Source organism: Microbispora rosea (genome assembly GCF_900156315.1).
Classification (GTDB): domain Bacteria; phylum Actinomycetota; class Actinomycetes; order Streptosporangiales; family Streptosporangiaceae; genus Microbispora; species Microbispora rosea.
Genome location: NZ_FTNI01000008.1, coordinates 204267 through 228261 on the forward strand (window position 1 = coordinate 204267; position 23995 = coordinate 228261).

Genomic DNA, 23995 nt, shown 5'->3' on the forward strand with positions numbered 1-23995 from the left:
TTGCCGGCGGGCGGCGGTGCGGTCCTGTCAGAGGCGCGCGCGGTGTCCTGTCCTGTGCCGGAGGCCGGCGTCTCGTGTCAGAGGCCGGCGCCGGGGGCCATGGGTCTGGCGTCGATCCTGCCGTCGTCGCACACCGTCGTGCTGAACGGGACCTCCAGATGCGCCACCTCGTCCGGCGGGATGATCATCAGCCGGGCCGAGGCGGGGCACCGGGTCTCGTGCCCGCTCGGCACCACGGTCCAGTGGAGCCGGGCGTGCGCGCTCGCCCCGGGACGCAGCGTGACCCGGTGCGGGGTGACGCTCTCGCGGCGGGTGCGCGTGCGCAGCACGTCACCCCGGCCGTCGATGAGGACGAGCCCGACGAAGCCGTACACCCAGCAGGTCTTGCCCGACGTGTTGGTCAGCACGAGCGGCGCGTAGCGGTTGCCGGCTCCCGGGTCCTGCCGTCCCACGCGGGCCCGCAGGCCGGTCGTACGGCACCGTTGGGGGGCGGCGCCCGTGGTTTGAGTGGCCGTGGTTCGTGCGGCTGTGGTTCGCGCCGCGGCGCCGTACCGGGCGGACGCGGCGCCCGCGGCGGTGGCCCGTCCCGTGTCCGCGGCGGACGCTGCCGTCGTGTGCGCGGTCGTCGTGTGCGGTGCCGTCGTGTGCGCGGTCGTCGTCCTGGCCGGGGGAGCGGAGGCCGCGGAGGGCGTCGTGACCGTGCCGCAGCCCGCGGCCAGCAGGGCGAGAACCGCCGCTCCGGCCGTGAGGGTTGTGTCCGTCATTCGCATGACCATTGGACGGCCTGTTCGCGCGATCAGTTCGCACGCCCCTTCCGCAGGCATGGGTGCATCCGTGCCGAAATCAGGGCGGCGAAGGGACCGTCCTTTGCGGAGCATGGGGAATCATCTGGCAGAATGTCAGGCTGGAACATCGTGACCTGGCGGGTGCCCTCTCACCCCCGCCGGTCGCGCCTGTCCCTCGGGCGGGCTCCCATCGTGCCCCACTCGATGAGACACCGCTCACCCACGCTCTAATGCAGGAGAGACCACACCCGTGGCAGTCAAGATCAAGCTCAAGCGGCTCGGCATGATCCGCAACCCGCAGTACCGCATCGTCGTCGCCGACGCCCGGAGCAAGCGGGACGGCCGTGCCATCGAGGAGATCGGCCTGTACCACCCGAAGGAGAACCCCTCGCGCATCGAGGTGAACTCCGAGCGGGTGCAGTACTGGCTGGGCGTCGGCGCGCAGCCGACCGACCCGGTCCTGAAGATCTTCAAGCTGACCGGCGACTGGCAGAAGTTCAAGGGCGAGCCCGCCCCCACCACGCCGCTCCTGGTCGCCGAGCCCAAGCCGGACCGGCACGCGGCGTACGAGGCGGCCGCCAAGGAGTCGCTGGCGGGTGACACCGGCGCCGCCGCCACCACGCCGAAGAAGGCCAAGAAGACCGTGAAGGCCGAAGAGACCACCGAGGCCCCGGCCGCGGAGGAGAAGCCGGAAGGCGAGGCCTGAGGTGCTCGAGGAGGCCCTCGAGCACCTGGTCAAGGGCATCGTCGAGCATCCGGACGACGTCCGGGTCCGCGCACGGCGCATCCGCACCGGGCGCGTTCTCGAGGTCCGGGTACACCCCGACGACCTCGGCAAGGTCATCGGCCGTGGCGGCCGTACGGCGAAGGCGTTGCGCACTGTGCTCAACGCGTTGTCGAACGGCAAGTACGTGCGGATCGACCTGGTCGACCTGGAAGAGGCGCGCTGAGCCGAACGACGCGTCCGGGGGGCCCCGCAACGGGGTCCCCCGGCGTGTTTTCCGGGCTCGAACCGGTCTGTTCCAGGTGGTTCGCAGTGACAGACCGGTTCGGGCGGCGACGTTCGAACCGTGGCGATCAAGTCGTGTAGAAGTCGCGTTGCAGCGGTAGCGGAGGTAGGCGACAAGTGCAGCTAGTCGTGGGCAGGATCGGCCGCCCGCACGGTGTGCGGGGCGAGGTCACGGTCGAGGTGCGCACCGACGAGCCCGATCTGCGCTTCGCTCCGGGGGCGACGCTGGTCACCGACCCGGCCTCGGCCGGTCCGCTGACGGTGGAGCGGGCCCGGTGGCACAAGGGGATCCTGCTGCTGACCCTGGCCGGTGTGGAGGGCAGGGAGGCCGCGGAGGCGTTGCGCGACACGCTGCTCGTCGTGGACTCCGCGGACCTGCCGCCGATCGAGGACCCCGACGAGTTCCACGACCACGAGCTGATCGGCCTGACGGTGGTCACCACCGAGGGCGAGCGGGTCGGCGAGGTCAGCGACGTCCTCCACCACGGGCAGGACCTGCTGGTGGTTGCCCGTCCCTCCCGCGACGAGGCGTACGTTCCGTTCGTCAAGGCGCTCGTGCCCGAGATCGACCTGGGCAAGGGGATTCTCGTCGTCGACGCCCCACCCGGCCTGCTCGACGCCGAGGCGGAGTAGGGGGCCGCCGATGCGCGTCGACATCATCTCGATCTTCCCGGAGTACTTCGCCCCGCTCGACGTCTCCCTCATGGGCAAGGCCCGCGAGCGCGGCATCCTCGACATCCACCTTCACCAACTGCGCGACTGGACGCACGACGTCCACAAGACCGTGGACGACACGCCGTACGGCGGGGGCCCCGGCATGGTGATGAAGCCGGAGGTCTGGGGCGAGGCCGTCGACGCGGTGATCGAGGGCGGACGCGCGGCCCGCGGGGCGGACGCGCTGCCCCGGCTGGTCGTCCCCACGCCTAGCGGCCGGCCGTTCACCCAGGAAGTGGCGCTGGAGTACGCCGAGGAGCCGTGGCTGCTGTTCGCCCCGGCGCGTTACGAGGGCATCGACTCCCGCGTCGTCGCCGAGTACGGCGAGCGTCTGCGCGCCGACGAGGTGAGCATCGGCGACTACGTCTTAGCCGGGGGAGAGGCGGCCGTCCTGGTGATGGTCGAGGCCGTGGGGAGGCTGCTGCCGGGGGTCCTCGGCAACGCGCGCTCCGTCGCCGACGACTCCTTCGCGCCGGGGGCCATGGCCAATCTGCTGGAAGGCCCCGTCTACACCAAGCCGCCCGTGTGGCGGGGGCACGAGGTGCCGGAGGTCCTGCTGTCGGGACATCACGGCAGGATCGCCCGCTGGCGGCGCGACGAGGCGCTGCGCCGCACCCTGGACCGGAGGCCCGAACTGGTCGCCAGGCTCGACCGTGACGGCCTCGACAAGCACGACCGGCGCGTCATCGAGGAGTTCGAGGAACGTGTCGATGAACGCCGTCCCGCCGCCGCGTCTCCCACCGGGTTTCCCCCCGAGGTTCACAGCGCGTTTCGCGCGGGGCCCGAAGATATGGCAGACTGAATCGCTGCTGCCTACTTCGGCATGGCCGGGTGCGCCCGGCTGAACGCAGACAAGACGTATCAAGCCAAGCACGCGTGTCCCCCTCGTCGCCGGGCCCTCGGGCCGGCCGGGTGGACCTCCGCGTGCCCCTGTCAATGAGGAACCGCCGCCATGCACACGCAGATCCAGGAGATCGAGAAGGCTGCCCTTCGCAGCGACGTACCGGCTTTCCGCCCGGGTGACACGCTGGAGGTCCACGTCCGCGTCGTCGAGGGCAACCGGTCCCGCATCCAGGTGTTCAAGGGCTTCGTCCTGCGCCGCCAGGGCGGTGGCATCCGTGAGACGTTCACGGTCCGCAAGGTCAGCTACGGCGTCGGCGTCGAGCGCACCTTCCCGGTTCACAGCCCCGTGATCGAGAAGATCACCGTGGTGACCCGCGGCGACGTCCGCCGGGCCAAGCTGTACTACATGCGCGACCTGCGCGGAAAGGCCGCGCGCATCCGCGAGAAGCGCGAGGCGCAGCCGGCCGCCAAGTAAGGCTTTGGAGATCGTGGTCCGTGCCCCAGGCGCGGGCCACTTTCTTTTTGCCGGTGATGCGGTGTCCCCGGCGCTCGCCGTCGCGGACATCATCTAGGCTCAGCAGCGATGGCTAGCGAGGGACAGGGGCCGGGCACGCGCCGCCCCGCCGAGGACGGGGTGGACGTGGTCGCCGAAGACGTCAAGCAGAACGCCGAGGACGGGAAGAAGAAAGGCTCGTTCTGGCGGGAGTTGCCCGTCCTGATCGTGGTCGCCCTCGCTCTGGCCCTGCTGATCAAGTCTTTCGTGGTCCAGGCGTTCTACATCCCGTCCGAGTCGATGGAGGACACGCTCCTCATCAACGACCGGGTGCTGGTGAACAAGCTGGTCTACCACGTACGCGACATCGAGCGCGGCGACATCGTGGTGTTCTCCGGCGTGGACTCCTGGGACCCCGAGGTGCAGCTCGAGGAGCCGTCCAACCCCATCGCGGCCGGGCTGCGCTGGCTCGGCACCGCGTTCGGGGTCGTGCCGGGGGAGAAGGACTACATCAAGCGGGTCATCGGCGTGCCGGGCGACAAGGTCAAATGCTGCGACGAGCAGGGCCGGGTCACGGTGAACGGCGTGCCGCTGAACGAGAAGTCGTACCTGTATCCCGGCGACGAGCCGTCCGGGCGCGAGTTCGAGGTCACCGTCCCGCCGGACCGCCTGTGGGTGATGGGCGACCACCGCTCGGTGTCCTGGGACTCTCGTCTGCACATGGGTGACCCGGGCGGCGGCACCATTCCGGCCGACAAGGTGATCGGCCGCGCGTTCGTCATCGTCTGGCCGTTCAACCGGGCCAAGATCCTGCCGATTCCGGAGACGTTCACGCAGCCGGCGCTCCAGGCGGCCCTCGGGGCCGCACCCTTCGTCGCGGGCTTCGCGGGGGCCGTGCCGCTGGTGGCCCTGCGCCGGCGGCTGGTGAGGCGACGGTAGGACGTGACAGAGCCGGAGGAGGCAGCCGTGGGAGAGTCCGACGAGGGTCGCTTAGGCACCGCGGGGCCGGTCGAGTCCGCGGACCGCGTCCCCGGAGAGCCGGCGGAACCGGAGGTACCGGTGGAGCCGTCGGAGGCGGCGGCCGGGGGCCAGGCGGGCGAGGCGGGCGAGAACGCGCCGGCCGCCGGTGGGAAGAAGGGCCGGCCCGCGAAGAGGAAGCGCTCCGGTTTTCTCGAGACCCTCATGTACGTGCTCGGCGGGGTCGTCGTCGCCCTGCTGGTCCACACCTTCCTGCTGCAGTCGTTCTGGATTCCGTCGGAGTCGATGCAGAACACGCTCCTGGTGAACGACTACGTGGTGGTCAACAAGCTCGCGTACAAGCTCGGGCCGGTGGAGCGCGGCGACATCGTGGTCTTCAAGGGCTGGAACGGCGAGGACACGATCAAGCGGGTGATCGGGGTGGGCGGCGACCACGTGAAGTGCTGCGACGCCAAGCGCCGCATCACCGTGAACGGGACGCCGCTGGACGAGGAGGGCAAGTACCTCTACCCGGGGGCCAAGCCCTCCGACCTTAAATTCGACGTGACGGTCCCCAAGGGGCGCCTGTGGCTGATGGGCGACCACCGGAACAACTCGGCGGACTCCCGCTTCTACACCGACGACGGGCACGAGGGCACGATCTCCGAGGACGACGTGACCGGGCGGGCGTTCCTGCGCTACTGGCCGCTGAACCGGATCTCGCTGCTTTCCCGGCCCGGCACTTTCTCCGCCGTACGCTGATCTCACCTGCGGCTTTGCTGTCGGCGGTGGTTCCGGCCGTATCGCCGGTCCCGAATGGGGCGTAATCTGCTTGTCGTCATGACAGCTGCCTATCGCCCGCGCCCGAGTGTCGTACGACGGGACTCCGGACTCTACGGCTACGAGCGGGCCCTGGCCCGGCGGGGGTTCACGCCGGTCGCCGGGGTGGACGAGGCCGGTCGCGGCGCCTGCGCCGGACCGCTGGTCGTCGCCGCGGTCGTGCTGGGGCGGGAGATCGACGGGCTGAGCGACTCCAAGCTTCTGACCGAGGCCGTGCGCGAGCGTCTCTACGAGCGGATCACGGCGACCGCCCGGGCCGTGAGCGTGGTCGTGATCCCGCCCGAGGAGATCGACTCGCGCGGCCTGCACAAGTGCAACGTCGCGGGAATGCGGCGGGCCGTCGCCGGGCTGGGGCTCGTCCCCGGTTACGTCCTCGTGGACGGCTTCCCGGTGGCGGGGCTGCCCGCGCCGTCGCTGGCCGTGTGGAAGGGCGACCAGGTCGCCGCGTGCATGGCGGCGGCCTCGATCGTGGCGAAGGTGACGAGGGACCGGCTGATGCACGGCCTCGACGAGGTCTACCCGCAGTACGGCTTCGCTCTGCACAAGGGCTACGTGACTCCCGGTCATCGGCGGGCGCTGGCGCGGCACGGGCCGAGTCCGCACCATCGGTTCTCGTTCGTGACGGTGGCCAGGGTGACTCGTGGGACAAGGATCCCGGCCGGGGGCCTGTGGACGGGGCAGGATGAGGACATGCGCGAGAATGAGGTTGGAACCGGTGTCGTCTGAACGGGTCGGCCTCGACGGTGGGATCCCGACGGGGAGTGGAAGAGGAGGACCGGGATGAGCGCGGAAGATCTCGAAAAGTACGAGACCGAGATGGAGCTGCAGCTCTACCGGGAGTACCGCGATGTGGTCGGCCTGTTCACCTACGTGGTCGAGACCGAGCGGCGCTTCTATCTGACGAACTCCGTCGATCTCGACGTCCGCACCGCCGAGAACGGCGATGTCTTCTTCGACGTGAAGATGCAGGACGCCTGGGTCTGGGACATGTATCGCCCGGCCCGCTTCGTGAAGAACGTGCGGGTGGTGACCTTCAAGGACGTCAACGTCGAGGAACTGGCCAAGCCCGACCTCGAGATGCCCAAGGAGGGCTTCTCGAGCTGATCGTGCGCGGTCTGTCCCCAGAACGGCGTTCGGCCGCTCGGCGCGAGCCTTCGGGGCGCATCGTCGTGGCATGCGTCTCGTCGCGTACGTGCTCGTACTGGTCCTGCTGGTCCTGCTGACCGCGGCTCCCGGCCGGCCATCCGGCGCGGTCCGGCCCGTGGCCGCCAGAAGCTCCGTGGAGCCGTACGCGACGGGGAGTGGGCCCCGGTCCGCGCACCCGTCGTCGGCGGAGGCGTCCCGGCCCGCGGAGACGACGCCGACGGGGGCGTCGCCGACGCGGGCATCACGATCCGCGGGGGCAGGGACGGCCGGACCGGGCCCGATGGGGCCGCCTGGGGAGGCGTCCGGCTGGCGCTGGCCGCTTTCCGGGCCCGCACGTCCGATGAGGCGCTTCGATCCGCCCCCACAGCGGTGGCTGGCCGGTCACCGGGGCGTGGACCTGGCCGCGCGGCCCGGGGAGAAGGTCGTGGCCGCAGGACCGGGAACGGTCGGCCTGGCGGAGCGGGTCGCAGGCCGGGGAGTCGTGACGATCTCGCACCCCGACGGCCTGCGCACCACCTATCTGCCGGTCCGAGCCCTGGTCAGGCCTGGTGACGCCGTCGCGGCCGGTCAGGTCATCGGCGTCGTCGAGGAGGACGCCGCCGCTCACTGCACCGCCCCCTGCCTGCACTGGGGGCTCCTGCGCGGACGTCTCTACCTGGACCCGCTCCTGCTGTTCGGCCGGGGGCAGGTCCGTCTTCTGCCGCGCTGGGCCGCCGGCGAAGCCCGCCGGGCGTCACGACGACCGTGAGGCTCGTGGCGAAGCCCGGGCCGGGGCCGCGGTGCTCAGGCGCGGGGATGGGCCTGGCGATAGGCGGCCCGCAGCCGCTCGATGGACACGTGCGTGTAGATCTGCGTGGTGGCCAGTGAGGCGTGCCCGAGCATCTCCTGCACGGATCGCAGGTCGGCCCCGCCTTCGAGGAGATGGGTGGCGGCGGTGTGACGCAGCCCGTGCGGGCCCATGTCGGGGGTTCCCTCGACCTGGGCCAGGTGGGCGTGCACCACACGCCGGACGGTGCCCTGGTCGATCCGGCCTCCCCGCACGCCGAGGAACAGCGCGGGGCCGCTTCCTTCGCGGATCCACAGGGGCCTGCCGCGCACGCACCACGCGTCCAGAGCGTGCAGGGCGGGCAGCCCGAAGGGGACAGTCCGCTCCTTGCGTCCCTTGCCCAGCACGCGGACCGTCCGGCGATCCCGGTCCACGTCGTCCACGTCGAGGCCGCACAACTCGCCCACCCGCATGCCGGTCGCGTACAGCAGCTCCAGCATCGCCCGATCGCGCAGGTCCCTGGCGTCGCCCGGCCCCTGCGCGGACAGGACGGCCTCGGCCTCGGCCTGGTCCAGCACCTTCGGCAGCCGGCGTTCTACCTTCGCCGTGCCGAGGAGCAGCCCGGGGTCGCTCGCCAGCCATCCGCGCCGATGGCAGAAGGCGGTGAAGACGCGGGCGCAGGCGGACCGGCGGGCGAGCGTCGCCCTCGATCGTCCGGCCTGGTGCTGGTCCCCCAGCCAGTCGCGCAGGACGACGACGTCAAGACCGGACAGGTCGTCGTGCCCGGCGGCCTTCATGTGCGCGAACAGCGAGGAAACGTCGCCGAGATACGCCCTCAGCGTGTGGGGCGAAAGGTCCCGTTCGAGACGCAGATGCCGCTCGAACTGCTCAAGGACGGCGCCGAACTCCCCGGCTTCCCGCTCTTCGCCCGCTGCCACGATCCGCATGCTACCCACCGGTCTCATTCCGGCACGCGGTCTCATTCCGGTAGGCCGGGCCGCCCGGGGGGTGTGGTGGCACTCACGGGACGGCGCCCGGGCGGGGGGCGCACGCCGTACCGCCCGGCGTACGGGCCCTTTGCCGGCGGGACGGCGTGGCGATCCGGCTACCAGCGCGGTGTGCACCTCATCAGGCCCGTTTCTGCGATCTCCCTCGTCCGTCCACAGCCGTCGAATGATGCGGCGGACTTATCCACAGAAAGAGGTTCGGCGGCACGGGCCGGGGGCCGCTTCGGCGAATGTCTGCGGCGGAGGTGGTCCCATGGCGGCGAAAGATCGGCTGGGCAGACAGGGTGAACAACTCGCCGTGACCTTTCTGACGGCGAAGGGCATTCGAATACTCGACCGCAACTGGCGCTGCGCGGAGGGCGAGATCGACATCGTCGCCCGCGACGGCGACGCGCTGGTGATCGTGGAGGTGAAGACCCGCTCCGGGCGCAGCCACGGCACCGCCTTCGAGGCGGTGACCGGGGAGAAACTGCTGCGCCTGCGGACGCTGGCCGTCAAGTGGCTCACCACGCACACGGAGCGTTTCGACACCATACGGATCGACGTGATCGCCATCGAGCGGTTCGCGGGCGACTTCTCGCTCAGGCACGAACGCGGGGTGGTCTGAGATGCCCGTCGCCCGGACCCATTGCGTCGGCCTCGTGGGCGTCACCGGACGCCTCGTGGAGGTCGAGGCCGATGTGGGCCCCGGCATCGCCGGAACGCACTTCATCGGGCTTCTCGACACCGCGATCAGCGAAGCGCGGGGCCGCGTGCGATCCGCGCTGATCAACAGCAGGTTCGCCTGGCCCGACGCACGGGTCACCGTGAGCCTGTTCCCGGCCACCTTGCCCAAGCGAGGATCGATCTTCGACTTGGCCATCGCGATCGCGGTGCTCGGTGCGGCCGGCGCCGTCCCCGCGCAGCGGATCGCGGCGCCGATGTTCGTCGGCGAGCTCGGTCTCGACGGGCGGGTCCGGCCGATCAGAGGCGTGCTGCCGGCCGCGCTCGCCGCCGCGGAGGCGGGCGTGCGCACGGTCGTGGTGCCCGCGCTCAACGCCGCCGAGGCCGCTCTCGTGCCCGATCTCACCGTGGTTCCCGTCGCCACTCTCGGCGAGTTGGTCGGGTGGCTGCGCTCGGGCGACCTGCACCGGCTTCCGGTGGTGGACGACGCCGCCTCGCTCGCCCAGGATGCCGAGCACGCCGGACACAGCGGGCACATAGAGCACACCGAGCACGGCGAGCCCCGCGAACAGGCCGAGCACGATGAACAGGCCGAGCGCGGCGAGTGTGGCCGGCAGGCCGGGCAGGCCGGGCAGGGCGGGCAGGCCGGCCATGGCGCTTACGCCGAGCGTGGCGGTGACGCTCGTCGCGTCGTGGACGCACCGCGTCCGGCAGGCCCGTACGCCGGCGACCGGGGGGTGCCGGGACCGGACCTGTGCGACGTGGCCGGGCAGCCGATGGGCCGCAAGGCATTGGAGGTGTGCGCCGCCGGAGGGCACAACCTCTGGATGCTGGGCCCGCCGGGGAGCGGCAAGACCATGCTCGCCGAGCGCCTGCCGACCCTTCTGCCCCGACTGGACCAGGAGAAGGCCCTGGAGGTGTCGGCCATCCACTCGGTGGCGGGAACGCTGCCGCCGGGGCGTCCGCTGCTCACCCGGCCGCCTTTCATGGCCCCGCATCACAGCGCCACGATGGCGGCCGTCGTGGGCGGCGGGAGCGGAGGCGTCGTGAGACCCGGAGCGGTGTCGCTGGCACACCGAGGCGTGCTCTTCCTCGACGAGGCACCGGAGTTCGCGACGACCGTGCTCGACTCCCTGCGGCAACCCCTCGAGTCGGGCACGGTGACCATCGCGCGAGCCGTCGGCGCGGTCACCTTCCCCGCCCGGTTCATGCTCGTCATGGCGGCCAATCCGTGTCCGTGCGGTCTGCAGGGAACGGTCGGGCACCCCTGCAAGTGCACCCCCGCGGGCCGGCGCCGGTATCTCGACCGGCTCTCCGGGCCGCTGCTGGATCGCGTCGACGTGAAGGTGAAGATCGGCCGGGCCACCCGCGCCGAGTTGCTCGCGGACCGGCACTTCATGGAGACCAGCGCGACCGTGGCCGAGCGGGTGAGACTGGCGCGCGAACGGGCCGCCAGACGGTTGGCCGGCACTCCTTGGCGCACCAACGCGGAGGTGTCGTCATCTGTGTTGCACCGTGACTTCCGCCTGCCCGACGCCGCGATGGCCCCGCTCCATCGAGGTCTCGACGTGGGCACGCTCAGCGCACGCGGTCTGGATCGTGTGCTCCGCGTGGCCTAGACATACTTTTAGCGGACGTTCATCCTTGACTACATGGCAAGCACGGATGACCGAAGAGTGATCATCTACACCCGTCAGAGTATGGACCGGACCGGCGAAGAGCTGGGGGTCACTCGGCAGCGTGAGGACGCGGAGCAACTCGCCAAGCTGCGTGGCTGGACGGCCGTCAGGACGCTGACGGACAACGACCGGAGCGCGGCAGGCCGGAAGCCCCGGGAGGGCTTCGAGGCGCTCCTACAGGCGCTTGAGCGCGGCGAAGCGCAAGCCGTGATCGCATGGGACTGGACACGTCTGGAGCGCAACCGGCGGGACGGGCTCCGCCTGATCGAGACGTGCCAGAAGCACGGCGTGACGCTCGCCTTCGTCAGAGGTGCGGACATCGACCTCTCGACCCCGGCCGGTCGGCTCGTGGCTGACGTCCTGTCCGGCGTGGCGCGTCACGAGATCGACCAGAAGAGCGACCGTCAGCGGCGCGCGATGCTGCAAGCGGCACAAGATGGCCGATGGGTGTCCGGCCGGAAGCCCTTCGGGTATCAGCCGGACGGAGTCACGATCGTCCCGGAGGAAGCCGACGCGGTCCGGTGGGGCTTTGACTCCGTGCTTTCTGGCGTCCCGCTCGCGGAGATCGCCCGAGAGTGGAACGCGCGGGGTTTCTCTGGCCAGTCCCGGGAGTGGAAGTGGGGCAGTGTCCGGCACGTCCTCGCCAATCCCCGATACGCCGGACTTCGCGCTCACAGCGGAGAGATCGTCGGCCGGGCCGTCTGGCCTGCCGTCGTGAGTGAGGAGACCTGGCGCGCGGCTCAGGACATCTTCGAGAAGCGGGCAGCGATGACGACCCCTCGCGGGGCCAGGCGTCTCCTCACCGCGATCGGCCGGTGCGGAGGCTGTGACGCGACCGTGCATGCCGGGGGTGCATTCAGTACCTACCCGATGTACCGCTGTGGCGGGTACACGAAGAGTCCGGGAGGTAAGGCGGACCCCTCCGTCCGGCACGTCCATCGGAAGGCGCTCCCGATCGAGGACTTCGTCTCTCGCGTGGTGATCGAGCGCCTGTCACAGCCGGATGCGGCAGAGCTCTTGATCGACCGGAAGCGGCCGGACACGGGCGCGCTGAGAGCCGAAGCAGTGGCGCTCCGGGAGCGGCTGGAAAACCTCGCGATTGATTACGCGGACGGCACGCTGACGAAGTCCCAGATGCGGACGGCCAATGAGCGGCTCACGATGAAGCTCAACGTGATCGAGAGCCAGCTAGCCGACGCGGGGCGTGTGGACGTTCTCGGACCATTGGTCAAGGCCGATGACGTGGCTGCCGTCTGGGAGACGCTGGGGACCGCGCGGCAACGGCTCGTGATCGACACACTGATGATCGTCCGGCTTGACTCCCCGGGCCGGGGCGTCAGCGTCTTCCGGCCGGAGACGGTCCGCATTGAATGGAAGTGACGCTTAAGCGTCACAGAGAAAGCCCCCGGTTTCCCGGGGGCTTTCTCTGTTGTCCGGGTGCTGACGTTTAAGCGTCATGAATCCAGCCTGATTTGCCAGCAGGACAAGTAAGTAACCCGTCACCATTTCCCGTTTGTTATGCCAATTGCAGTGGCATAACGTGGATCACGAAGGTTCGGCAAGCGGGATGGTTTCCCGCACCTTCGGGGGACTCCCCACGTACGCCATGAGCGCCGTTTCAGCGGAATCCGGCTCACCACCGGAGGCGGCACCGCAGATCCGAGACACGGAGTCTGCATCATGGCGAACGCCAGTCCTGAGCGCCTTCGGCTTCGAGCCCAGATCGGCGCGGCTACCAGGCACCACCCGAACACGGACACGACGGAGCTCCGGCGCGAGCTCGCGGAAGTGAAGATCGCCGATTACATCCGATCGATCGTGGCCGAAGCGCCTCCGCTCCGGCCGGAGCAGCGGGACCGGCTCGCCAACCTGCTTCGAGGTGGCGCGGACCGATGAGCGAGACACAGAAAAGCCGCCCTTGCTCAAGGGGCGGCTCTCCCGGGAACACGAACTCAGCTCACTTTCAGGATAAGTCGGTCCATTCCTTGCCTGCAAGTCAAAGCTTCCGGGAATGGCTGATCGAGCGCGAGAACGAATCGAGCCCGGTTGGTCACCTCGCCTATGACGCGGCGCATGACCCCGATTTCCCCGCTTCCGGGGATCTCGCGGTCTATGACGGCTATCTCTCGAAGTGCCACGCGATCCCGGAGGCGTTCGACGCGCTCTATGCCGCGTGGGCTCAGTACCGGCCGGAGACGTACAGCCCCCTCGAAGACGATCGAGCCCGCGACATGCTCCGGGTGATCGGCTACGAGCTCCAGGGCTACGGCGAGTGCCGTAAGGCGACACGTCGTCTGTTCGAGCGGCTGGGCTACGAGGTGGACCGGCGCGGACGGGTGAGGGTGCCGGACGGGAAGGACCCCCGCGCACTCGTACGGAAGATCCCGATCATCGGGGACTGTGAGCTGTGGGTGGACCCCAGCCCTCACCGGGACAACGCGATTACTCTCCACGTCTACGGGTGCCCGACGTTCTCCAACAACGCTGACTCTCTGCCGTTGCAGCTCCACGGCTCGCTCCGTGACGTGTTCGGCGGAAAGAAGTGGATCAGCCGTCAGCGATTCGCCCGCGTGATGCTGGGAGCGGCAGCGTGAGCGAGACGACATGGGAGGACATGTGCGTCCGTCCCGGTTGCACCGGGACGGCGGACGGCACGGGACTGTGTGACGAGCACCGGGCCAACGCCACGGCAATGGTCAACGGCTCGACGTCCCGCGCCCCGCGATCGAAGGAGTTCTTCAAGCAGGAAGAGGCGAACCGGCGCGAAGCCCTCCGGGAGCTCGCGGAAGAGTCCGGCGAAGCGGCTCCGGTCGAGCTTCCTCCACTGCTCTCTCTCGCCGATCTTCTGGCCATGCCGGACGAGCCGGTCAAGTACCGGATCAGGGACCTACTCGTGATCGGGCATCGCGTGATTCTCGCGGCGGCAAAGAAGACCGGCAAGACGACCATGATGATCAACTTCGTCCGGTCGATCGTGGACGGTTCGCCGTTCCTCGGTCAGTACGAGGTGACCCCCCTCGCGGAAGGGGAGTCCGTCGTGGTCTTCGATCTGGAGATGTCCACGATGCAGCTCCGGGGGTGGCTCAAGGACGCCGGAGTCCGCAACGTGGACCGCGTCCACGCCGTACCGCTCCGGGGACGGCTAGGGGCGTTCAAGATCCTGGACCCCAAGATCCGGGAGCACTGGGCGGCACAGCTCCGAGCGGTGAACGCTCAGGTCGCGATCGTGGACCCCTTCAACCCGGTGTTGAGCGCGCATGACGCGGACGAGAACAGCAACAGCGAAGTGAGCCGCGTTCTCGCCGCGTTCGATCAGCTCGCCATGGACGGCGGGCTCTCGGAACTGCTGATCACGCACCACATGGGTCACAACGGGGAGCGGAGCCGGGGAGCGTCGAAGCTGGGTGACTGGCCGGACGCGGAATGGAAGATGGCATGGGGTGACAACCCGGACGGCGGCCGGTCGGTGTTCTTCTCCGCCTTCGGCCGGGACGTCTACGGGCCAGAGGCCATGCTCGCCTTCGACTCCCGGGACCGGAGGCTCTCGATCGACGGAGACCCCTTCGGGGGGACGGTCAGCCGGAAGGATGTCAAGACTTCCGCCGCACGAGACGCGATCATGAAAGCGATCACGGACAAGCCGGGAGCGGTCACCCGGGATATCAGGGCGGCGGCCGGGCTCCCCGGGCCGGAGTTCAAGGAAGCCTCCAACCACCTGATCAGCGCGGGGAAGATCCACACCACCCCCGGCAAGGGGACTGCGCAGCACTGGCACCTAGGGCCGAAGCCTGCCGACGCCGCTCCGGGCGCGGACGGGGAGGGGTCCGAATGATCGCGGTCAGAGTGTGGAGTGATCTTGGTTTTCCAGAGTGTGGAGGAAGATCACTCCACGCTCACTCCACTCCACACGCGGAGGGGCACATTCCCCCAGGTCAAAGCATATGGAGGGTGTGGAGAGAAGATCACTCCACAGTCCTCCACGCGGAGTGTGGAGTGTGGAGAACCCTTTAAGGGTTCTCCACACACTCCACACAGCCGAGAAACACCCCCACAACCCCATCAGAGCCAAGATCAACTAGCCGCCCCACCCCATCACCAGAGGAGAAGTGATCATGACCATCACAGCAATCGAGACCCGGTATGCCGGGTGCCGCTTCCGGTCCCGGCTCGAAGCCCGATGGGCTGTGTTCTTCGATCACCAGGGCATCCGGTGGGAGTACGAGCCGAAGGGCTTCATGACGGCGGCCGGACCGTACCTCCCGGACTTCCGGATACCGGATTACCGCCTGATCATCGAGGTCAAGGGTGCCGATCCCACTCCTCGCGCTCTCGACCGGTGCGCCGAAGTCGCGCGAGCCTGCCAGAAGCACGGCGGGGACATGATCATCCTCGGTGGGGATATCCCGGTCCCCCTCGCGAGCGTCGCATTCGACACCCCCACGGCATGGACCCTCCAAGAGGACGAGTGGGTCACCTCACCTCTCCACGAAGCGTGGGCGTGGTGTACCGGTGATCACTACTGGTCTACGTCCCGTGGGTGTGACCCCTACTGCGACGCGCTTACCGCCGCGCGATCGGCTCGCTTCGAGTACGGCGAGTCCGGAGCCGGATCATGACCCGCGAAGAGCTCCCCGTGATCCGGCGTCCCAGCTCCGCCGTGGCGGGACGCGACCCTCCGCGCCGGAGACGACCCCACCGACCCCCGTACGTGAACGACAGACGTACCAACCGGCTCCGGCACGTGCCAGACGTACCGGCCGGAGCCATCCGTACCAACACAGCAAAGGAGAGTGATCATGTTCCGTACCAAGATGGACCGGGCGGATCGTAGCCGCCCGGTCCCCGGTCCCCAGCATGACACGGGGTCACGTACCAAAGTGGCACCCGCAGCGATCCGGCCTTACGACGAGCCGGATGACTTCGCGCCGTACATCGGCTCCGGTGGCACGTGGCACGCGAACGGCACGCCGGATTACCTGGCGCTCCGGCCCCCGGAGACCGGATGTCCGATTCAGGACCGATGGGTGAGGGTCATCACGCCGCTCCGTGCTCCGGCTCTCGCGTGGCTGTGGCTAACGGCCTACTGGTGGCGACCTGCGATCCTTGCCGGGCTCGTGATCGCGCTCGTCACCCTGTACCGGATGGGGTGACGCATGAGCGTCAGCGAGGTCAGAGCAGCGCGAGAGCACGCGGAGACCGGTCTCCGGATGGCACGCGATCAGCGGAGCGAAGTGGCACGCCTGACGAGCTCCCTCCGGAGCCTCACGACGGCGTTCCGTGCCAGTGGCACGCCGGAGACGCTCCGGCCGGTCTCCGTACCAATCCCGCTCCCGTCATGGAACGGAACCCACACGAAGTGATCGCTCGCACGTTCCGTACTGGCACGCCGGACTTTGTCCCGTGCCGGTACGGCACCACCGATGGAACGGAGTCCCCATGCCAGGACCGAAGCCATGGCACGGCGCTCACACGTTGGCACGCGCGAAGTGCCCGTGTGAACTCTGAGAGGCGTACCGGGAGCGCGAACGGGAGCGGGCTCGCCCGTGGTCATGGATCACCCGGAGCGTCAGCGGGAGTTCGTCCGCCGATGGGCCGAAGATCACCCGGAGAGCATCCGGGAGCATCGGCGACGCTCGAAAGAGCGGAAGCGGAAGCCATCCCGGCCGACCTCGCCGTGAGCCGGGTCATAACGCGGCTTCCGGCCGGGACGTGGCCGGACGTGACCACAAAAAAGATCAAGCTCTCCAAAAATGCCGTCCGTTTGGTGCCAGGTATGGAAGGCAGGATTGGGGGTCGATGAACTAGGCCATGATCGTTGTGACTTTTGACCTCATATCCCCCCTCGCGACCTCCGGCGAGCGTGAGCGACACGAGGTGACACGTAAGCGTCAGCCGATCTCATCGCGTCCGGCTGTTTCCGTTCGCTTGACCAGCATCGAAGAGCGCACACTGACCACGACGATCAGAGAGGTGATCACGTGACCATGACGATCACAGAGGTCGCACAAGCGGCACGGCGGACGGAGACCGGAGTGAGTGACGTGATCGTCCACGATCGCGGGCAACTCGACCCACACGACGGCATGACGGTACGCGAGGTTGACCGCGTGCTGATCCGCGCCGGAGAGCTGGACATCGAGATCACGCGGGACGAGATCGACGGCCCGTGGTTGTGGGAGATCCTCGACCACCCCACGGAGCACGGCGAGATCACCGGCCCCGGTGACGTCCTCCGGCTCGTCCACCGGGCGCTCCGGAGTCAGGGGCTCCCCCTCCCGTCCGGCACCCGTCACCCTTCCCGGGCGCTCGCGCGAGCCCTGGGAGACCCCACCTCCGCACAGTTCAACAGCCTTCCGTACATCTACGGACGATGAGAGGACGACACACCATGATCGGTTACACGAAGGCAGACCCGAAGGTCCCTTACGCCACGGAGCCCGGGATGATCCCGTGCCGGGAGGTAGAACGGCGGCTCAACCTCACAGCGGGCTCTCTGTGGGCGCAGCGCGAGCGGTACGGCGTCACCGTGACCACGGACTGGTCAGGCCAGCACGTGGTCACGGTCCAGGACGCGGCGCGCGTGGTCCGCGAGGTGGAAGCGCACTGGCAGCGCGAGCGGGCTCGCAAGCGGGCCGGGGACATGGCGAAGGCGGCGCGAGACGCACAGGCGGAGCGGGCGGAGAACGAGCGCAGCGAGCGGATCTATCGCTCGTGGACCGATCGCGGTTACACGCCGGACGCGGCTCTCGTGAAGACCAACGGATGGGAGACGAAGGACAGATGACCCAGATCACGAGACACGCGGCGGACGTGGTCCTGTCCGCGATGACGCTTCCCCCTCCGGCCGTCTCTGCGGACCGGCGCGGGCTCACGTTCGCGCGTCTGTCGGCTCCCGGCACGTCCGGGGACCCGCTTCGGTTCGTCGCGTCGGCGGAGGGGACCAACCGCTACGGATTCAGCCTCCGGCGCTCCGGGTGGCGGCTGGACAACTTCCGGCGTAACCCGGTCGTGCTGTGGATGCACGACGATCATCGACCCCCGATCGGCCGGGCCGACGTGAGCATGGAGGCGGAGGGGCTCATCGCGCGGATCACGTTCGATCCAGCCGACCCCTTCGCGGCGGACGTGGAGCGGAAGTATCGCGGAGGCTTCCTCAACGCCCTGTCGGTCGGCTTCGACTTCGTCACGGCGGACGGCTCGCCGGTCGGCGATTGGCGGGGTCTCAACCCTGAGCAGATCAACAAGACGGCGTTCTACGACCTCGCGGAGATCAGTGCCGTACCGGTGCCAGCGGACCCCCGGGCCGTCCGTGCGGAGCACGCCTTCGCGTTCACGGCTCCGGTCCTGTCGGCTCCGACCGGCCGCGAGATCCGGGAGGTCTCCCGCGTTCGGGCGCGGTGGGAGACCTGCCCGAAGTGCTCACGGCAGGCCACATGTTGGGAGCACGCGCGATAGGTCTTCTGGTCGCGATGCCGTCCGGCGTCGCCGTACCGTGGACGCGGGTTATCCCGCTCATGATCCCCGGGGAATCTTGCAAGAGCCCCGACGATCGCGAAGCCCCCGGAGAGGGTCCCGGGGGCTTCGTCGTGTCCGGCCGTCTTCCGGTCGCGATGTGCTCCGGCGTCGCCGTACCGTGACAGCGTCCTCTCGTGGGGGTGAGGTGAGACCCCCGGTCGGTCCGTCACTCCCGTGTCCCGGCCGGGGGTCTCGTCACGTCCGGCGTAGCCTCAGACCACTTCCAGAAGTGCCGACCGCGTCCGATGGCGCGAGAGGCGGCACGAGAGCCCTCCGGTAGTCGTCCCCGGAGGGCTCTCGCATGTCTGCTTCCGATCGGTTGCGATCTCCCGGAAGGAAGGGGGTCGTCCGCGCCGATGTAATCGAGGATCTCCGGCCGGTCGGATAGATGACATCCGGCAGGGGGTCTAAGCCGTCTCAGTGGCTCTGAGAGCTCCGGAGCCTTCCGGAGGGAGGGGGAGTCACCCGAACGGCCGTCAGCGTGGCCTACAGAGCGCGCTAGGCGCGCTAGGGAGCCTCTTCCGGCTCCCAGTCCTCCGGATCGGCGACCTTCGAGCCGACTCCCGGCTCTGTCCGGATCAAGCCGTCCTCTCGAAGCTGGCGCATGACTTTCATGCCGGTCGCGCTCGCGATCCCGAATTCAGCCGTCAGAGCCACGAGCGACGGAACGCGCTCTCCGACCTTGAGCTCTCCGGAGCGGATCCGGCGACTCATCTCCGCGTGGACCTTCCGCCACGCCGGAGGGTCAGTTTCGATCTTTGCCACGGTGTCACGCTAAGGACTACAGCTCAGGCAGGCGATAGCGACGCACCTAGCGCACCTAGCGCGCTATCCCTACCCTTGACCCCATGGCAACCACTGACGAGGTACCCCACGAGGGACGGCACGCGGTCACCGCCATGCCGGAGAGCACTGAGCAAGCCCCGGACATCCCAGAGTTCGACGTCCGGCGTGACCCTGACGGCCGGTGGCACGGGAAGCACAAGCCGACCGGTAACGAGATCATCGCGCGATCGTGGATCGAACTCGAAGCCATGGCGTGCGGCGTGCGGGTGATCGCCTCATATCGCCGGGCGTGGAGCCACGGCCAGTGAGCGCGCCGGAGGTCCCGCGACGGCCGGTGATCCTGATCAACACATGCGGCTCGTGCGGCGCGATGTTCTCGTGCCCGTTCCCCTGTCCCCGGTGCCGGAGCCCCCACGTGCGTGATCCGCGATGGATCCGCTTGAGGCGGAAGGCCGAAGAGCGTGGCGCTTGAGTGGAGGCCGTACAACTCCCACGGGACGCGCTCGAAGGTTCGGGAGATCGTCACACGCGGCGCGGTCGAATATGAGCTCTGTCTCGAAGGTGGGTCGTACGTGATTCGCCGGACGGATCGACACCGGAGCGCGGTCAAGGTCCACGAGACGGCGCGCGGGCTCTATCGGCACACGATGGACGTGTGGGCTCTGATCGTCAGCGGCGCGGAAGCATGATCGAAGTTCTACAGGAAGCCCTGAGCGAGTGATCTTGACCGGCACCCTGCTCCGGTAAGGGTCCTCTCGGCGGGTCCGGGGGCCGTCTTCGTCACGTTGAGTGACAACGGACCGTGAGCCTTGCCTGAGTCTTGAGAGTCAATTGGATCTTGCCTACGCGCGCGCGTGCGCGCCTGCGTGCATGGCGTATTCCGCACGGCGTGAGCCTTGAGCCTTGAGCCTTGCACTCTGCGTCACATACGCGCGGTCACGAGCGCGGGCGGGCGCCGGACATGCGAGTGCCCCCGCCGATCTTCAGACGGGGGCACTCGTGGCGGTCAGTCTCCGGGCCGGACGCCGTGCTCCTCAAGCAACTTGAGGACGCCTTCCCGGTCGCTGCTCACGGCACTGATCTTGTGGTGCATGACCGCGATCACTTGCGAGACGGCCTTGAGTTCACCACGGTCGAGATGTTCGAGGGCTTGGCGCGCGTGTTCGCTGATCTTCCTGGCGTCGTCAGACAGTTCGCCAAGACGCGCTCTGAGCTCTTGTTCCATGGGCAACCAACCCTGTTCGCGGGGAGACGATTGCTCGCCAAGCTACCCTCTCCGTCCGACACAAGTTCGTGCCTCTACGGCGTCCTCCGGCCGGGTTTCGAGGACATCCGCTAAAAATCTGTCCTGCTGGTCTCCTGGACACTCGCGGATCTCTCTTTCAAGGATCGTCCGGATCAGGCCGAGACGTCGGCCGCCCTCGCACTGTGGCTCGGAGTGGACTGATGGAAACGACTGAGTTCTCCACCGGCGGCGACGCGCCGGCCCGCGATGCCATCTCGCAGGCAGCGGGCACCTCGACCCCCATCGGGGACGCCGAGGGCGCGAACGGGGAGGTCGGCGGCGCGACCGGTGACGCGACCGGTCCGGGAAGGGCGGACCGGCTGGCCCGGGTGGCGATCATGCGGATGGCCGAGGCGGGCGACGCGGTGATGAGCCGGCTGATCGCCCGCTTTGGTCCGGTCGGCGCGATGGAGCAGGCGAGGCGCGGCGTGCTCGACCCTGACTTCGCCCGTGACGAGAAGGAGCGCGCCGAGGCTTCCAGGCGCCACCTGGATCTCGGCCGGCATGCGGCGGCCTGGGCGGCCCGATACACGGACCCTGCGTGCGACCTGGAGCAAGGCATGCGGCGAGGAGCCCGGCTCGTCGTCCCGGGCGACGTCGAATGGCCCACGCAGCTCGACGACCTCGGGCAGGCACGGCCGTTCGGACTGTGGGTGGACGGACAGGCGAACCTGCGCTTCTCCTGTCTGCGCTCGGTCTCCGTCGTCGGGGCCAGGGCCGCGACCGCGTACGGCACGACGGTGGCGGCCGAGTTCGCCATGAGTCTCGGCGGAAGAGGGTGGACGGTGATCAGCGGTGGCGCCTACGGGATCGACGGCGCCGCCCACCGGGGCGCGCTGGCGTCCGGAACGCCGACGGTCGTCGTGCTCGCCTGCGGGACGGACGTGTGTTACCCAAGCGCGCACGAGGACCTGTTCGGCGCCGTGCGCCGGCAGGGCGTGGTGATCAGCGAGTGGCCGCCGGGGGCGCACCCCACCCGGCTGCGGTTCCTCATCCGCAACCGGGTGATCGCCGCTCTGTCCCGGGGGACCGTCGTCGTGCAGGCGGCCGCGCGCAGCGGTGCGCTCAACACGGCGACGCATGCCTGGGGCCTGAACCGGCAGCTGATGGCCGTGCCCGGTCCGATCACCACGGAGGTCTCCGCGGGCTGCCACGTCCTGATCCGCCAGGGCAAGGCCGTCTGCGTCACCTCGGCTGAGGAGATCGTCGAGTTGGTCGGCTCCATCGGTGACGATCTCGCACCGGAGCAACGCGGGCCCGTCCGGCCTCGCGACGGGCTGAACGACGAGACCAGACGTGTGCTCGAAGCGATCCCCGCACGCGGCGCCACCGGCCCCGCCGTCATCGCCGTCGCCGCCGGGGTGGACATCGGGACGGCGCTCGCCTGCCTCGGCGCTCTGGCCGCCGCGGGATTCGTCGAGAACGTGGACCGAGGGTGGCGGCTGCGGCCTGCCGCGCGCGAATGAACGGCAGCATGCGTCGTCACGGCCCATCCGGCGGGGCCCTCGCGTGGCGTGTCGCCGGCCTGCTCGCACGACTGCGAACAAGGCTCTCGTCGTCCACAACCGGGGTCCACAGCCGGGGCTGGGGGGAGGTCGGCCGCGAGCCGACTGCGACCGGCATGGATACTTTCCCCGGTTCCCGGAAGACGGCTCTGCCGTTGCGGAGCACGCGGCCGGGCATCGGGCGCCGCAGGGCATCGGCAGTGAGGAGCCGGCAGTGACCGCGAAACTGATCAGGGAGTTGGGCGCGGGCGTCGGAATCGCCCTGCCCGAGGTCCGGGTCGTCGGCGAGGACCCCGTCCTGCCGTCCGTCTTCCCCCTCGGCACGATGGCCGCGGCCGCGGCCGGCGCCTTGACCGCCGCCGTCGCGGCGTACGCCGGCCGCATCGGGAGGAGCGACGAGGAAGGGTCCGGCGGCCGGCAACCGGTTCGCGGGGCGTACGGCGATCCGGACGTGACGATCGATGTCCGGCACGCCGCCGTGGCCTTCCAGAGCGAGAGGCATTTCCGCACCGACGGGAAGGCCATGGACGTCTGGGCCGAGTTGTCGGGGGACTACCGCACCTCGGACGGCTGGATCCGGCTCCACTGCAACTTCGACCATCACCGTGATGCCGCCGTGCGCGCGCTCGGGCTGCCGCCCGGCTCGGGCAAGGAGGACGTCGGCAGGGCGTGCGCCGGCCGTACGGCGGTGGAGATCGAGGACGCGGTGATCCGCGAGGGGGGGTGCGCGGCGGCGATGCGGAGCAGGGCCGAATGGCTCGCGCACCCCCAGGCGCGGGCGCTGGCCGGCCTTCCGCTCGTCGGCGTCTCCCGGCTGTCCGGTAGGGGCGGCGTGCTCGGCGACCTCGGGACTGGGCTTCCGGCCGGGATCGAGAGGCCTCTCGGTGGTGTGCGGGTGCTCGACCTGACCCGCGTGATCGCCGGGCCGGTGGCCGCGCGGGCACTCGCGGCGTACGGCGCGGACGTGCTGCGTGTGGGCGCCGCGCATCTGCCCGAGGTGCCGGGGCTCGTGGTGGAGACCGCGTTCGGCAAGCGGTCGTGCCGCATCGACCTGCGTTCGGAGGCGGACAGGCTAAGGGAGCTGGTCCGTCAGGCCGACGTGGTCGTCCAGGCTTACCGGCCCGGGGCCCTGCGGGCCAAGGGCTTCGGGCCGGACGACCTCGCCGCCCTGCGGCCCGGCATCGTCTGCGTCGACATCTCCGCCTATGGCGCGCGCGGGCCGTGGGCCTCGAGGAGGGGATTCGACAGCCTCGTCCAGATGGCGTGCGGGATCGCGCACGAGAACGGCGACGGGCTGCGGCCGAGCCCGCTGCCCGCACAGGCCCTGGATCACGGCACCGGCTACCTGGCCGCATTAGGCGCGGTCGCGGCGCTGCTGCGGCGGGTGGCCGAGGGCGGCTCCTGGCACGTCGAGGTGTCGTTGGCGAGGACCGCCGCCTGGCTCGACGACCTCGGCAGGATCGATGGGGCGGGGGTGCCGCAGCCCCGGGTGGAGGATCTGCTGGCGACGATGGACAGTCCCTTCGGCACGCTCACCTATGTCACGCCGCCCGGCGCCATCGACGGGACGCGTCCGCGCTGGACGAGCCCGCCTCCCCGCCAGGGGGAGCACCCCGCGGCGTGGGCTCCGTCCTCCTGACGGCCGCCGCCGGTCGGGCCCTGCTGTTGCGGTGCTCGCTCCTGACCGCGGCGCTGGGCGGGGCGCTGCATGGGGGGAGCTCGATGGGGTGCTGGGTGGGGCGGCTCTCGAAGGCGGGTGCCGCGCAGGAGGCGCTGGCCGGCGCCTCCCCGCAGCTGGGTGGGGCGGCTCTCGAAGGCGGGGTGTCCGGCGGTGGGCGTGGTGGTGTGGCGGCGTGCTGATCCGGCAAGGGTCAACTGAAGGGGCGGATCCGGGTAGACTGTTCGACGGCCTGCTAGGCGGGCCGAATTCGCACGCCCACTCACGAGCCGCCTTCTCGGTCCGGACCACGTCCGGCGAAAGCGGCCCGGGGCGTCAGGGCGC

28 protein-coding genes are annotated in these 23995 nt (G+C 69.5%); 24 read left to right on the forward strand and 4 right to left on the reverse strand.

Going from position 1 to position 23995, the window contains the following annotated elements; translation table 11 throughout:
* Nucleotides 1–77: 77 nt before the first annotated feature.
* Complete coding sequence (locus tag BXA11_RS14235) at nt 78–764, reverse strand: DUF4232 domain-containing protein (RefSeq protein ID WP_143734257.1); 687 nt, start codon at nt 762–764, stop codon at nt 78–80.
* A 271-nt stretch (nt 765–1035) separates the two neighbouring features.
* Between BXA11_RS14235 and rpsP the strand changes: the two genes are divergently transcribed.
* The 10 genes from rpsP (at nt 1036) to BXA11_RS45345 (ending at nt 7535) form a co-directional block, all read left to right on the forward strand.
* Nucleotides 1036–1491 carry a 30S ribosomal protein S16 gene (gene rpsP / locus BXA11_RS14240; protein WP_030511731.1) on the forward strand — a complete coding sequence of 152 codons (456 nt, stop codon included), beginning with the start codon at nt 1036–1038 and terminating at the stop codon, nt 1489–1491.
* Nucleotide 1492: 1 nt separating this feature from the next.
* Entirely contained in the window at nt 1493–1735 is a 243-nt protein-coding gene (locus tag BXA11_RS14245; RefSeq protein ID WP_030511730.1) for an RNA-binding protein, read from the forward strand.
* A 176-nt stretch (nt 1736–1911) separates the two neighbouring features.
* Complete coding sequence (gene rimM / locus BXA11_RS14250; RefSeq protein ID WP_030511729.1) at nt 1912–2427, forward strand: ribosome maturation factor RimM; 516 nt, start codon at nt 1912–1914, stop codon at nt 2425–2427.
* A 10-nt stretch (nt 2428–2437) separates the two neighbouring features.
* On the forward strand, nt 2438–3310 hold the full coding sequence (gene trmD, locus BXA11_RS14255; protein ID WP_083744220.1) for a tRNA (guanosine(37)-N1)-methyltransferase TrmD: 873 nt from the start codon (nt 2438–2440) through the stop codon (nt 3308–3310).
* Between the two features lie 150 nt (nt 3311–3460).
* On the forward strand, nt 3461–3826 hold the full coding sequence (gene rplS, locus BXA11_RS14260) for a 50S ribosomal protein L19 (protein ID WP_030511727.1): 366 nt from the start codon (nt 3461–3463) through the stop codon (nt 3824–3826).
* A gap of 108 nt (nt 3827–3934) precedes the next feature.
* Nucleotides 3935–4783, forward strand: coding sequence for a signal peptidase I (gene lepB / locus BXA11_RS14265; protein WP_076434902.1), 849 nt, complete (start codon nt 3935–3937; stop codon nt 4781–4783).
* 27 nt (nt 4784–4810) lie between these two features.
* Nucleotides 4811–5563, forward strand: a complete 753-nt coding sequence (lepB, locus tag BXA11_RS14270) for a signal peptidase I (RefSeq protein WP_239105261.1) — start codon at nt 4811–4813, stop codon at nt 5561–5563.
* Between the two features lie 78 nt (nt 5564–5641).
* A complete protein-coding gene (locus BXA11_RS14275; RefSeq protein WP_030511724.1) occupies nt 5642–6367 on the forward strand; it encodes a ribonuclease HII in 726 nt (241 codons plus the stop codon).
* Nucleotides 6368–6421: 54 nt separating this feature from the next.
* Entirely contained in the window at nt 6422–6745 is a 324-nt protein-coding gene (locus BXA11_RS14280) for a DUF2469 domain-containing protein (RefSeq protein WP_030511723.1), read from the forward strand.
* Nucleotides 6746–6815: 70 nt separating this feature from the next.
* Nucleotides 6816–7535, forward strand: a complete 720-nt coding sequence (locus BXA11_RS45345; RefSeq protein WP_083744221.1) for a M23 family metallopeptidase — start codon at nt 6816–6818, stop codon at nt 7533–7535.
* A 35-nt stretch (nt 7536–7570) separates the two neighbouring features.
* Here the strand turns inward: BXA11_RS45345 and BXA11_RS14290 are convergent, their stop codons facing one another.
* Nucleotides 7571–8500 carry a tyrosine recombinase XerC gene (locus tag BXA11_RS14290; RefSeq protein ID WP_076434903.1) on the reverse strand — a complete coding sequence of 310 codons (930 nt, stop codon included), beginning with the start codon at nt 8498–8500 and terminating at the stop codon, nt 7571–7573.
* 313 nt (nt 8501–8813) lie between these two features.
* Between BXA11_RS14290 and BXA11_RS14295 the strand changes: the two genes are divergently transcribed.
* The 10 genes from BXA11_RS14295 (at nt 8814) to BXA11_RS14350 (ending at nt 18357) form a co-directional block, all read left to right on the forward strand.
* Complete coding sequence (locus BXA11_RS14295; RefSeq protein ID WP_076434904.1) at nt 8814–9167, forward strand: YraN family protein; 354 nt, start codon at nt 8814–8816, stop codon at nt 9165–9167.
* Nucleotide 9168: 1 nt separating this feature from the next.
* Nucleotides 9169–10842, forward strand: a complete 1674-nt coding sequence (locus BXA11_RS44545; protein WP_239105259.1) for a YifB family Mg chelatase-like AAA ATPase — start codon at nt 9169–9171, stop codon at nt 10840–10842.
* Nucleotides 10843–10875: 33 nt separating this feature from the next.
* Nucleotides 10876–12282 carry a recombinase family protein gene (locus BXA11_RS14310; protein ID WP_083744223.1) on the forward strand — a complete coding sequence of 469 codons (1407 nt, stop codon included), beginning with the start codon at nt 10876–10878 and terminating at the stop codon, nt 12280–12282.
* Nucleotides 12283–12794: 512 nt separating this feature from the next.
* Nucleotides 12795–13496, forward strand: coding sequence for a YozE family protein (locus BXA11_RS14320; RefSeq protein ID WP_083744224.1), 702 nt, complete (start codon nt 12795–12797; stop codon nt 13494–13496).
* Nucleotides 13493–14734 carry an ATP-binding protein gene (locus BXA11_RS14325; RefSeq protein WP_083744225.1) on the forward strand — a complete coding sequence of 414 codons (1242 nt, stop codon included), beginning with the start codon at nt 13493–13495 and terminating at the stop codon, nt 14732–14734. Before BXA11_RS14320 ends, BXA11_RS14325 begins: the two co-directional genes overlap by 4 nt.
* A 280-nt stretch (nt 14735–15014) precedes the next feature.
* Nucleotides 15015–15518, forward strand: a complete 504-nt coding sequence (locus BXA11_RS14330) for a PDDEXK family nuclease (RefSeq protein WP_143734259.1) — start codon at nt 15015–15017, stop codon at nt 15516–15518.
* A 180-nt stretch (nt 15519–15698) separates the two neighbouring features.
* Entirely contained in the window at nt 15699–16052 is a 354-nt protein-coding gene (locus tag BXA11_RS14335) for a hypothetical protein (protein ID WP_143734260.1), read from the forward strand.
* Nucleotides 16053–16934: 882 nt separating this feature from the next.
* Nucleotides 16935–17276: a hypothetical protein gene (locus BXA11_RS14340; RefSeq protein WP_143734261.1), complete on the forward strand. Its 342-nt coding sequence runs from the start codon at nt 16935–16937 to the stop codon at nt 17274–17276.
* 14 nt (nt 17277–17290) lie between these two features.
* Nucleotides 17291–17686: a hypothetical protein gene (locus BXA11_RS14345; RefSeq protein WP_076434912.1), complete on the forward strand. Its 396-nt coding sequence runs from the start codon at nt 17291–17293 to the stop codon at nt 17684–17686.
* The gene (locus BXA11_RS14350; protein ID WP_076434913.1) at nt 17683–18357 is read left to right on the forward strand and encodes an HK97 family phage prohead protease; all 675 of its coding nucleotides are present in this window, start codon (nt 17683–17685) and stop codon (nt 18355–18357) included. The genes BXA11_RS14345 and BXA11_RS14350 overlap by 4 nt, the downstream gene beginning before the upstream one ends.
* Nucleotides 18358–18924: 567 nt before the next feature.
* Here the strand turns inward: BXA11_RS14350 and BXA11_RS14355 are convergent.
* A complete protein-coding gene (locus BXA11_RS14355) occupies nt 18925–19182 on the reverse strand; it encodes a GntR family transcriptional regulator (protein ID WP_076434914.1) in 258 nt (85 codons plus the stop codon).
* 83 nt (nt 19183–19265) lie between these two features.
* Here BXA11_RS14355 and BXA11_RS14360 point away from each other — a divergent pair, with 83 nt between their 5' ends.
* The gene (locus tag BXA11_RS14360; protein ID WP_076434915.1) at nt 19266–19511 is read left to right on the forward strand and encodes a hypothetical protein; all 246 of its coding nucleotides are present in this window, start codon (nt 19266–19268) and stop codon (nt 19509–19511) included.
* A 698-nt stretch (nt 19512–20209) separates the two neighbouring features.
* On the opposite strand, the gene BXA11_RS42085 is transcribed toward BXA11_RS14360, so the two are convergent.
* Nucleotides 20210–20428: a hypothetical protein gene (locus BXA11_RS42085; RefSeq protein ID WP_143734262.1), complete on the reverse strand. Its 219-nt coding sequence runs from the start codon at nt 20426–20428 to the stop codon at nt 20210–20212.
* A 221-nt stretch (nt 20429–20649) separates the two neighbouring features.
* Between BXA11_RS42085 and dprA the strand changes: the two genes are divergently transcribed.
* The 3 genes from dprA (at nt 20650) to BXA11_RS14385 (ending at nt 23853) form a co-directional block, all read left to right on the forward strand.
* Nucleotides 20650–21954, forward strand: coding sequence for a DNA-processing protein DprA (dprA, locus tag BXA11_RS14375; protein WP_083744227.1), 1305 nt, complete (start codon nt 20650–20652; stop codon nt 21952–21954).
* 253 nt (nt 21955–22207) lie between these two features.
* The gene (locus tag BXA11_RS14380; RefSeq protein WP_076434918.1) at nt 22208–23632 is read left to right on the forward strand and encodes a CoA transferase; all 1425 of its coding nucleotides are present in this window, start codon (nt 22208–22210) and stop codon (nt 23630–23632) included.
* A complete protein-coding gene (locus tag BXA11_RS14385) occupies nt 23614–23853 on the forward strand; it encodes a hypothetical protein (protein WP_076434919.1) in 240 nt (79 codons plus the stop codon). The genes BXA11_RS14380 and BXA11_RS14385 overlap by 19 nt, the downstream gene beginning before the upstream one ends.
* Nucleotides 23854–23995: the final 142 nt, after the last annotated feature.

What these genes read in the sequence shown, in the direction of transcription:
- rplS (WP_030511727.1), top strand. Translation starts at nt 3,461, where the DNA reads ATGCACACGCAGATCCAGGAGATCGAGAAGGCTGCCCTTCGCAGCGAC.
- BXA11_RS14235 (WP_143734257.1), bottom strand. Translation starts at nt 764, where the DNA reads ATGACGGACACAACCCTCACGGCCGGAGCGGCGGTTCTCGCCCTGCTG.
- BXA11_RS14320 (WP_083744224.1), top strand. Translation starts at nt 12,795, where the DNA reads ATGAGCGAGACACAGAAAAGCCGCCCTTGCTCAAGGGGCGGCTCTCCC.
- dprA (WP_083744227.1), top strand. Translation starts at nt 20,650, where the DNA reads ATGGAAACGACTGAGTTCTCCACCGGCGGCGACGCGCCGGCCCGCGAT.
- BXA11_RS42085 (WP_143734262.1), bottom strand. Translation starts at nt 20,428, where the DNA reads ATGGAACAAGAGCTCAGAGCGCGTCTTGGCGAACTGTCTGACGACGCC.
- BXA11_RS14360 (WP_076434915.1), top strand. Translation starts at nt 19,266, where the DNA reads ATGGCAACCACTGACGAGGTACCCCACGAGGGACGGCACGCGGTCACC.
- BXA11_RS14275 (WP_030511724.1), top strand. Translation starts at nt 5,642, where the DNA reads ATGACAGCTGCCTATCGCCCGCGCCCGAGTGTCGTACGACGGGACTCC.
- BXA11_RS14345 (WP_076434912.1), top strand. Translation starts at nt 17,291, where the DNA reads ATGATCGGTTACACGAAGGCAGACCCGAAGGTCCCTTACGCCACGGAG.
- trmD (WP_083744220.1), top strand. Translation starts at nt 2,438, where the DNA reads ATGCGCGTCGACATCATCTCGATCTTCCCGGAGTACTTCGCCCCGCTC.
- BXA11_RS44545 (WP_239105259.1), top strand. Translation starts at nt 9,169, where the DNA reads ATGCCCGTCGCCCGGACCCATTGCGTCGGCCTCGTGGGCGTCACCGGA.
- BXA11_RS14280 (WP_030511723.1), top strand. Translation starts at nt 6,422, where the DNA reads ATGAGCGCGGAAGATCTCGAAAAGTACGAGACCGAGATGGAGCTGCAG.
- BXA11_RS14350 (WP_076434913.1), top strand. Translation starts at nt 17,683, where the DNA reads ATGACCCAGATCACGAGACACGCGGCGGACGTGGTCCTGTCCGCGATG.
- BXA11_RS14330 (WP_143734259.1), top strand. Translation starts at nt 15,015, where the DNA reads ATGACCATCACAGCAATCGAGACCCGGTATGCCGGGTGCCGCTTCCGG.
- BXA11_RS14335 (WP_143734260.1), top strand. Translation starts at nt 15,699, where the DNA reads ATGTTCCGTACCAAGATGGACCGGGCGGATCGTAGCCGCCCGGTCCCC.
- BXA11_RS45345 (WP_083744221.1), top strand. Translation starts at nt 6,816, where the DNA reads ATGCGTCTCGTCGCGTACGTGCTCGTACTGGTCCTGCTGGTCCTGCTG.
- BXA11_RS14290 (WP_076434903.1), bottom strand. Translation starts at nt 8,500, where the DNA reads ATGCGGATCGTGGCAGCGGGCGAAGAGCGGGAAGCCGGGGAGTTCGGC.
- BXA11_RS14310 (WP_083744223.1), top strand. Translation starts at nt 10,876, where the DNA reads ATGGCAAGCACGGATGACCGAAGAGTGATCATCTACACCCGTCAGAGT.
- lepB (WP_076434902.1), top strand. Translation starts at nt 3,935, where the DNA reads ATGGCTAGCGAGGGACAGGGGCCGGGCACGCGCCGCCCCGCCGAGGAC.
- BXA11_RS14295 (WP_076434904.1), top strand. Translation starts at nt 8,814, where the DNA reads ATGGCGGCGAAAGATCGGCTGGGCAGACAGGGTGAACAACTCGCCGTG.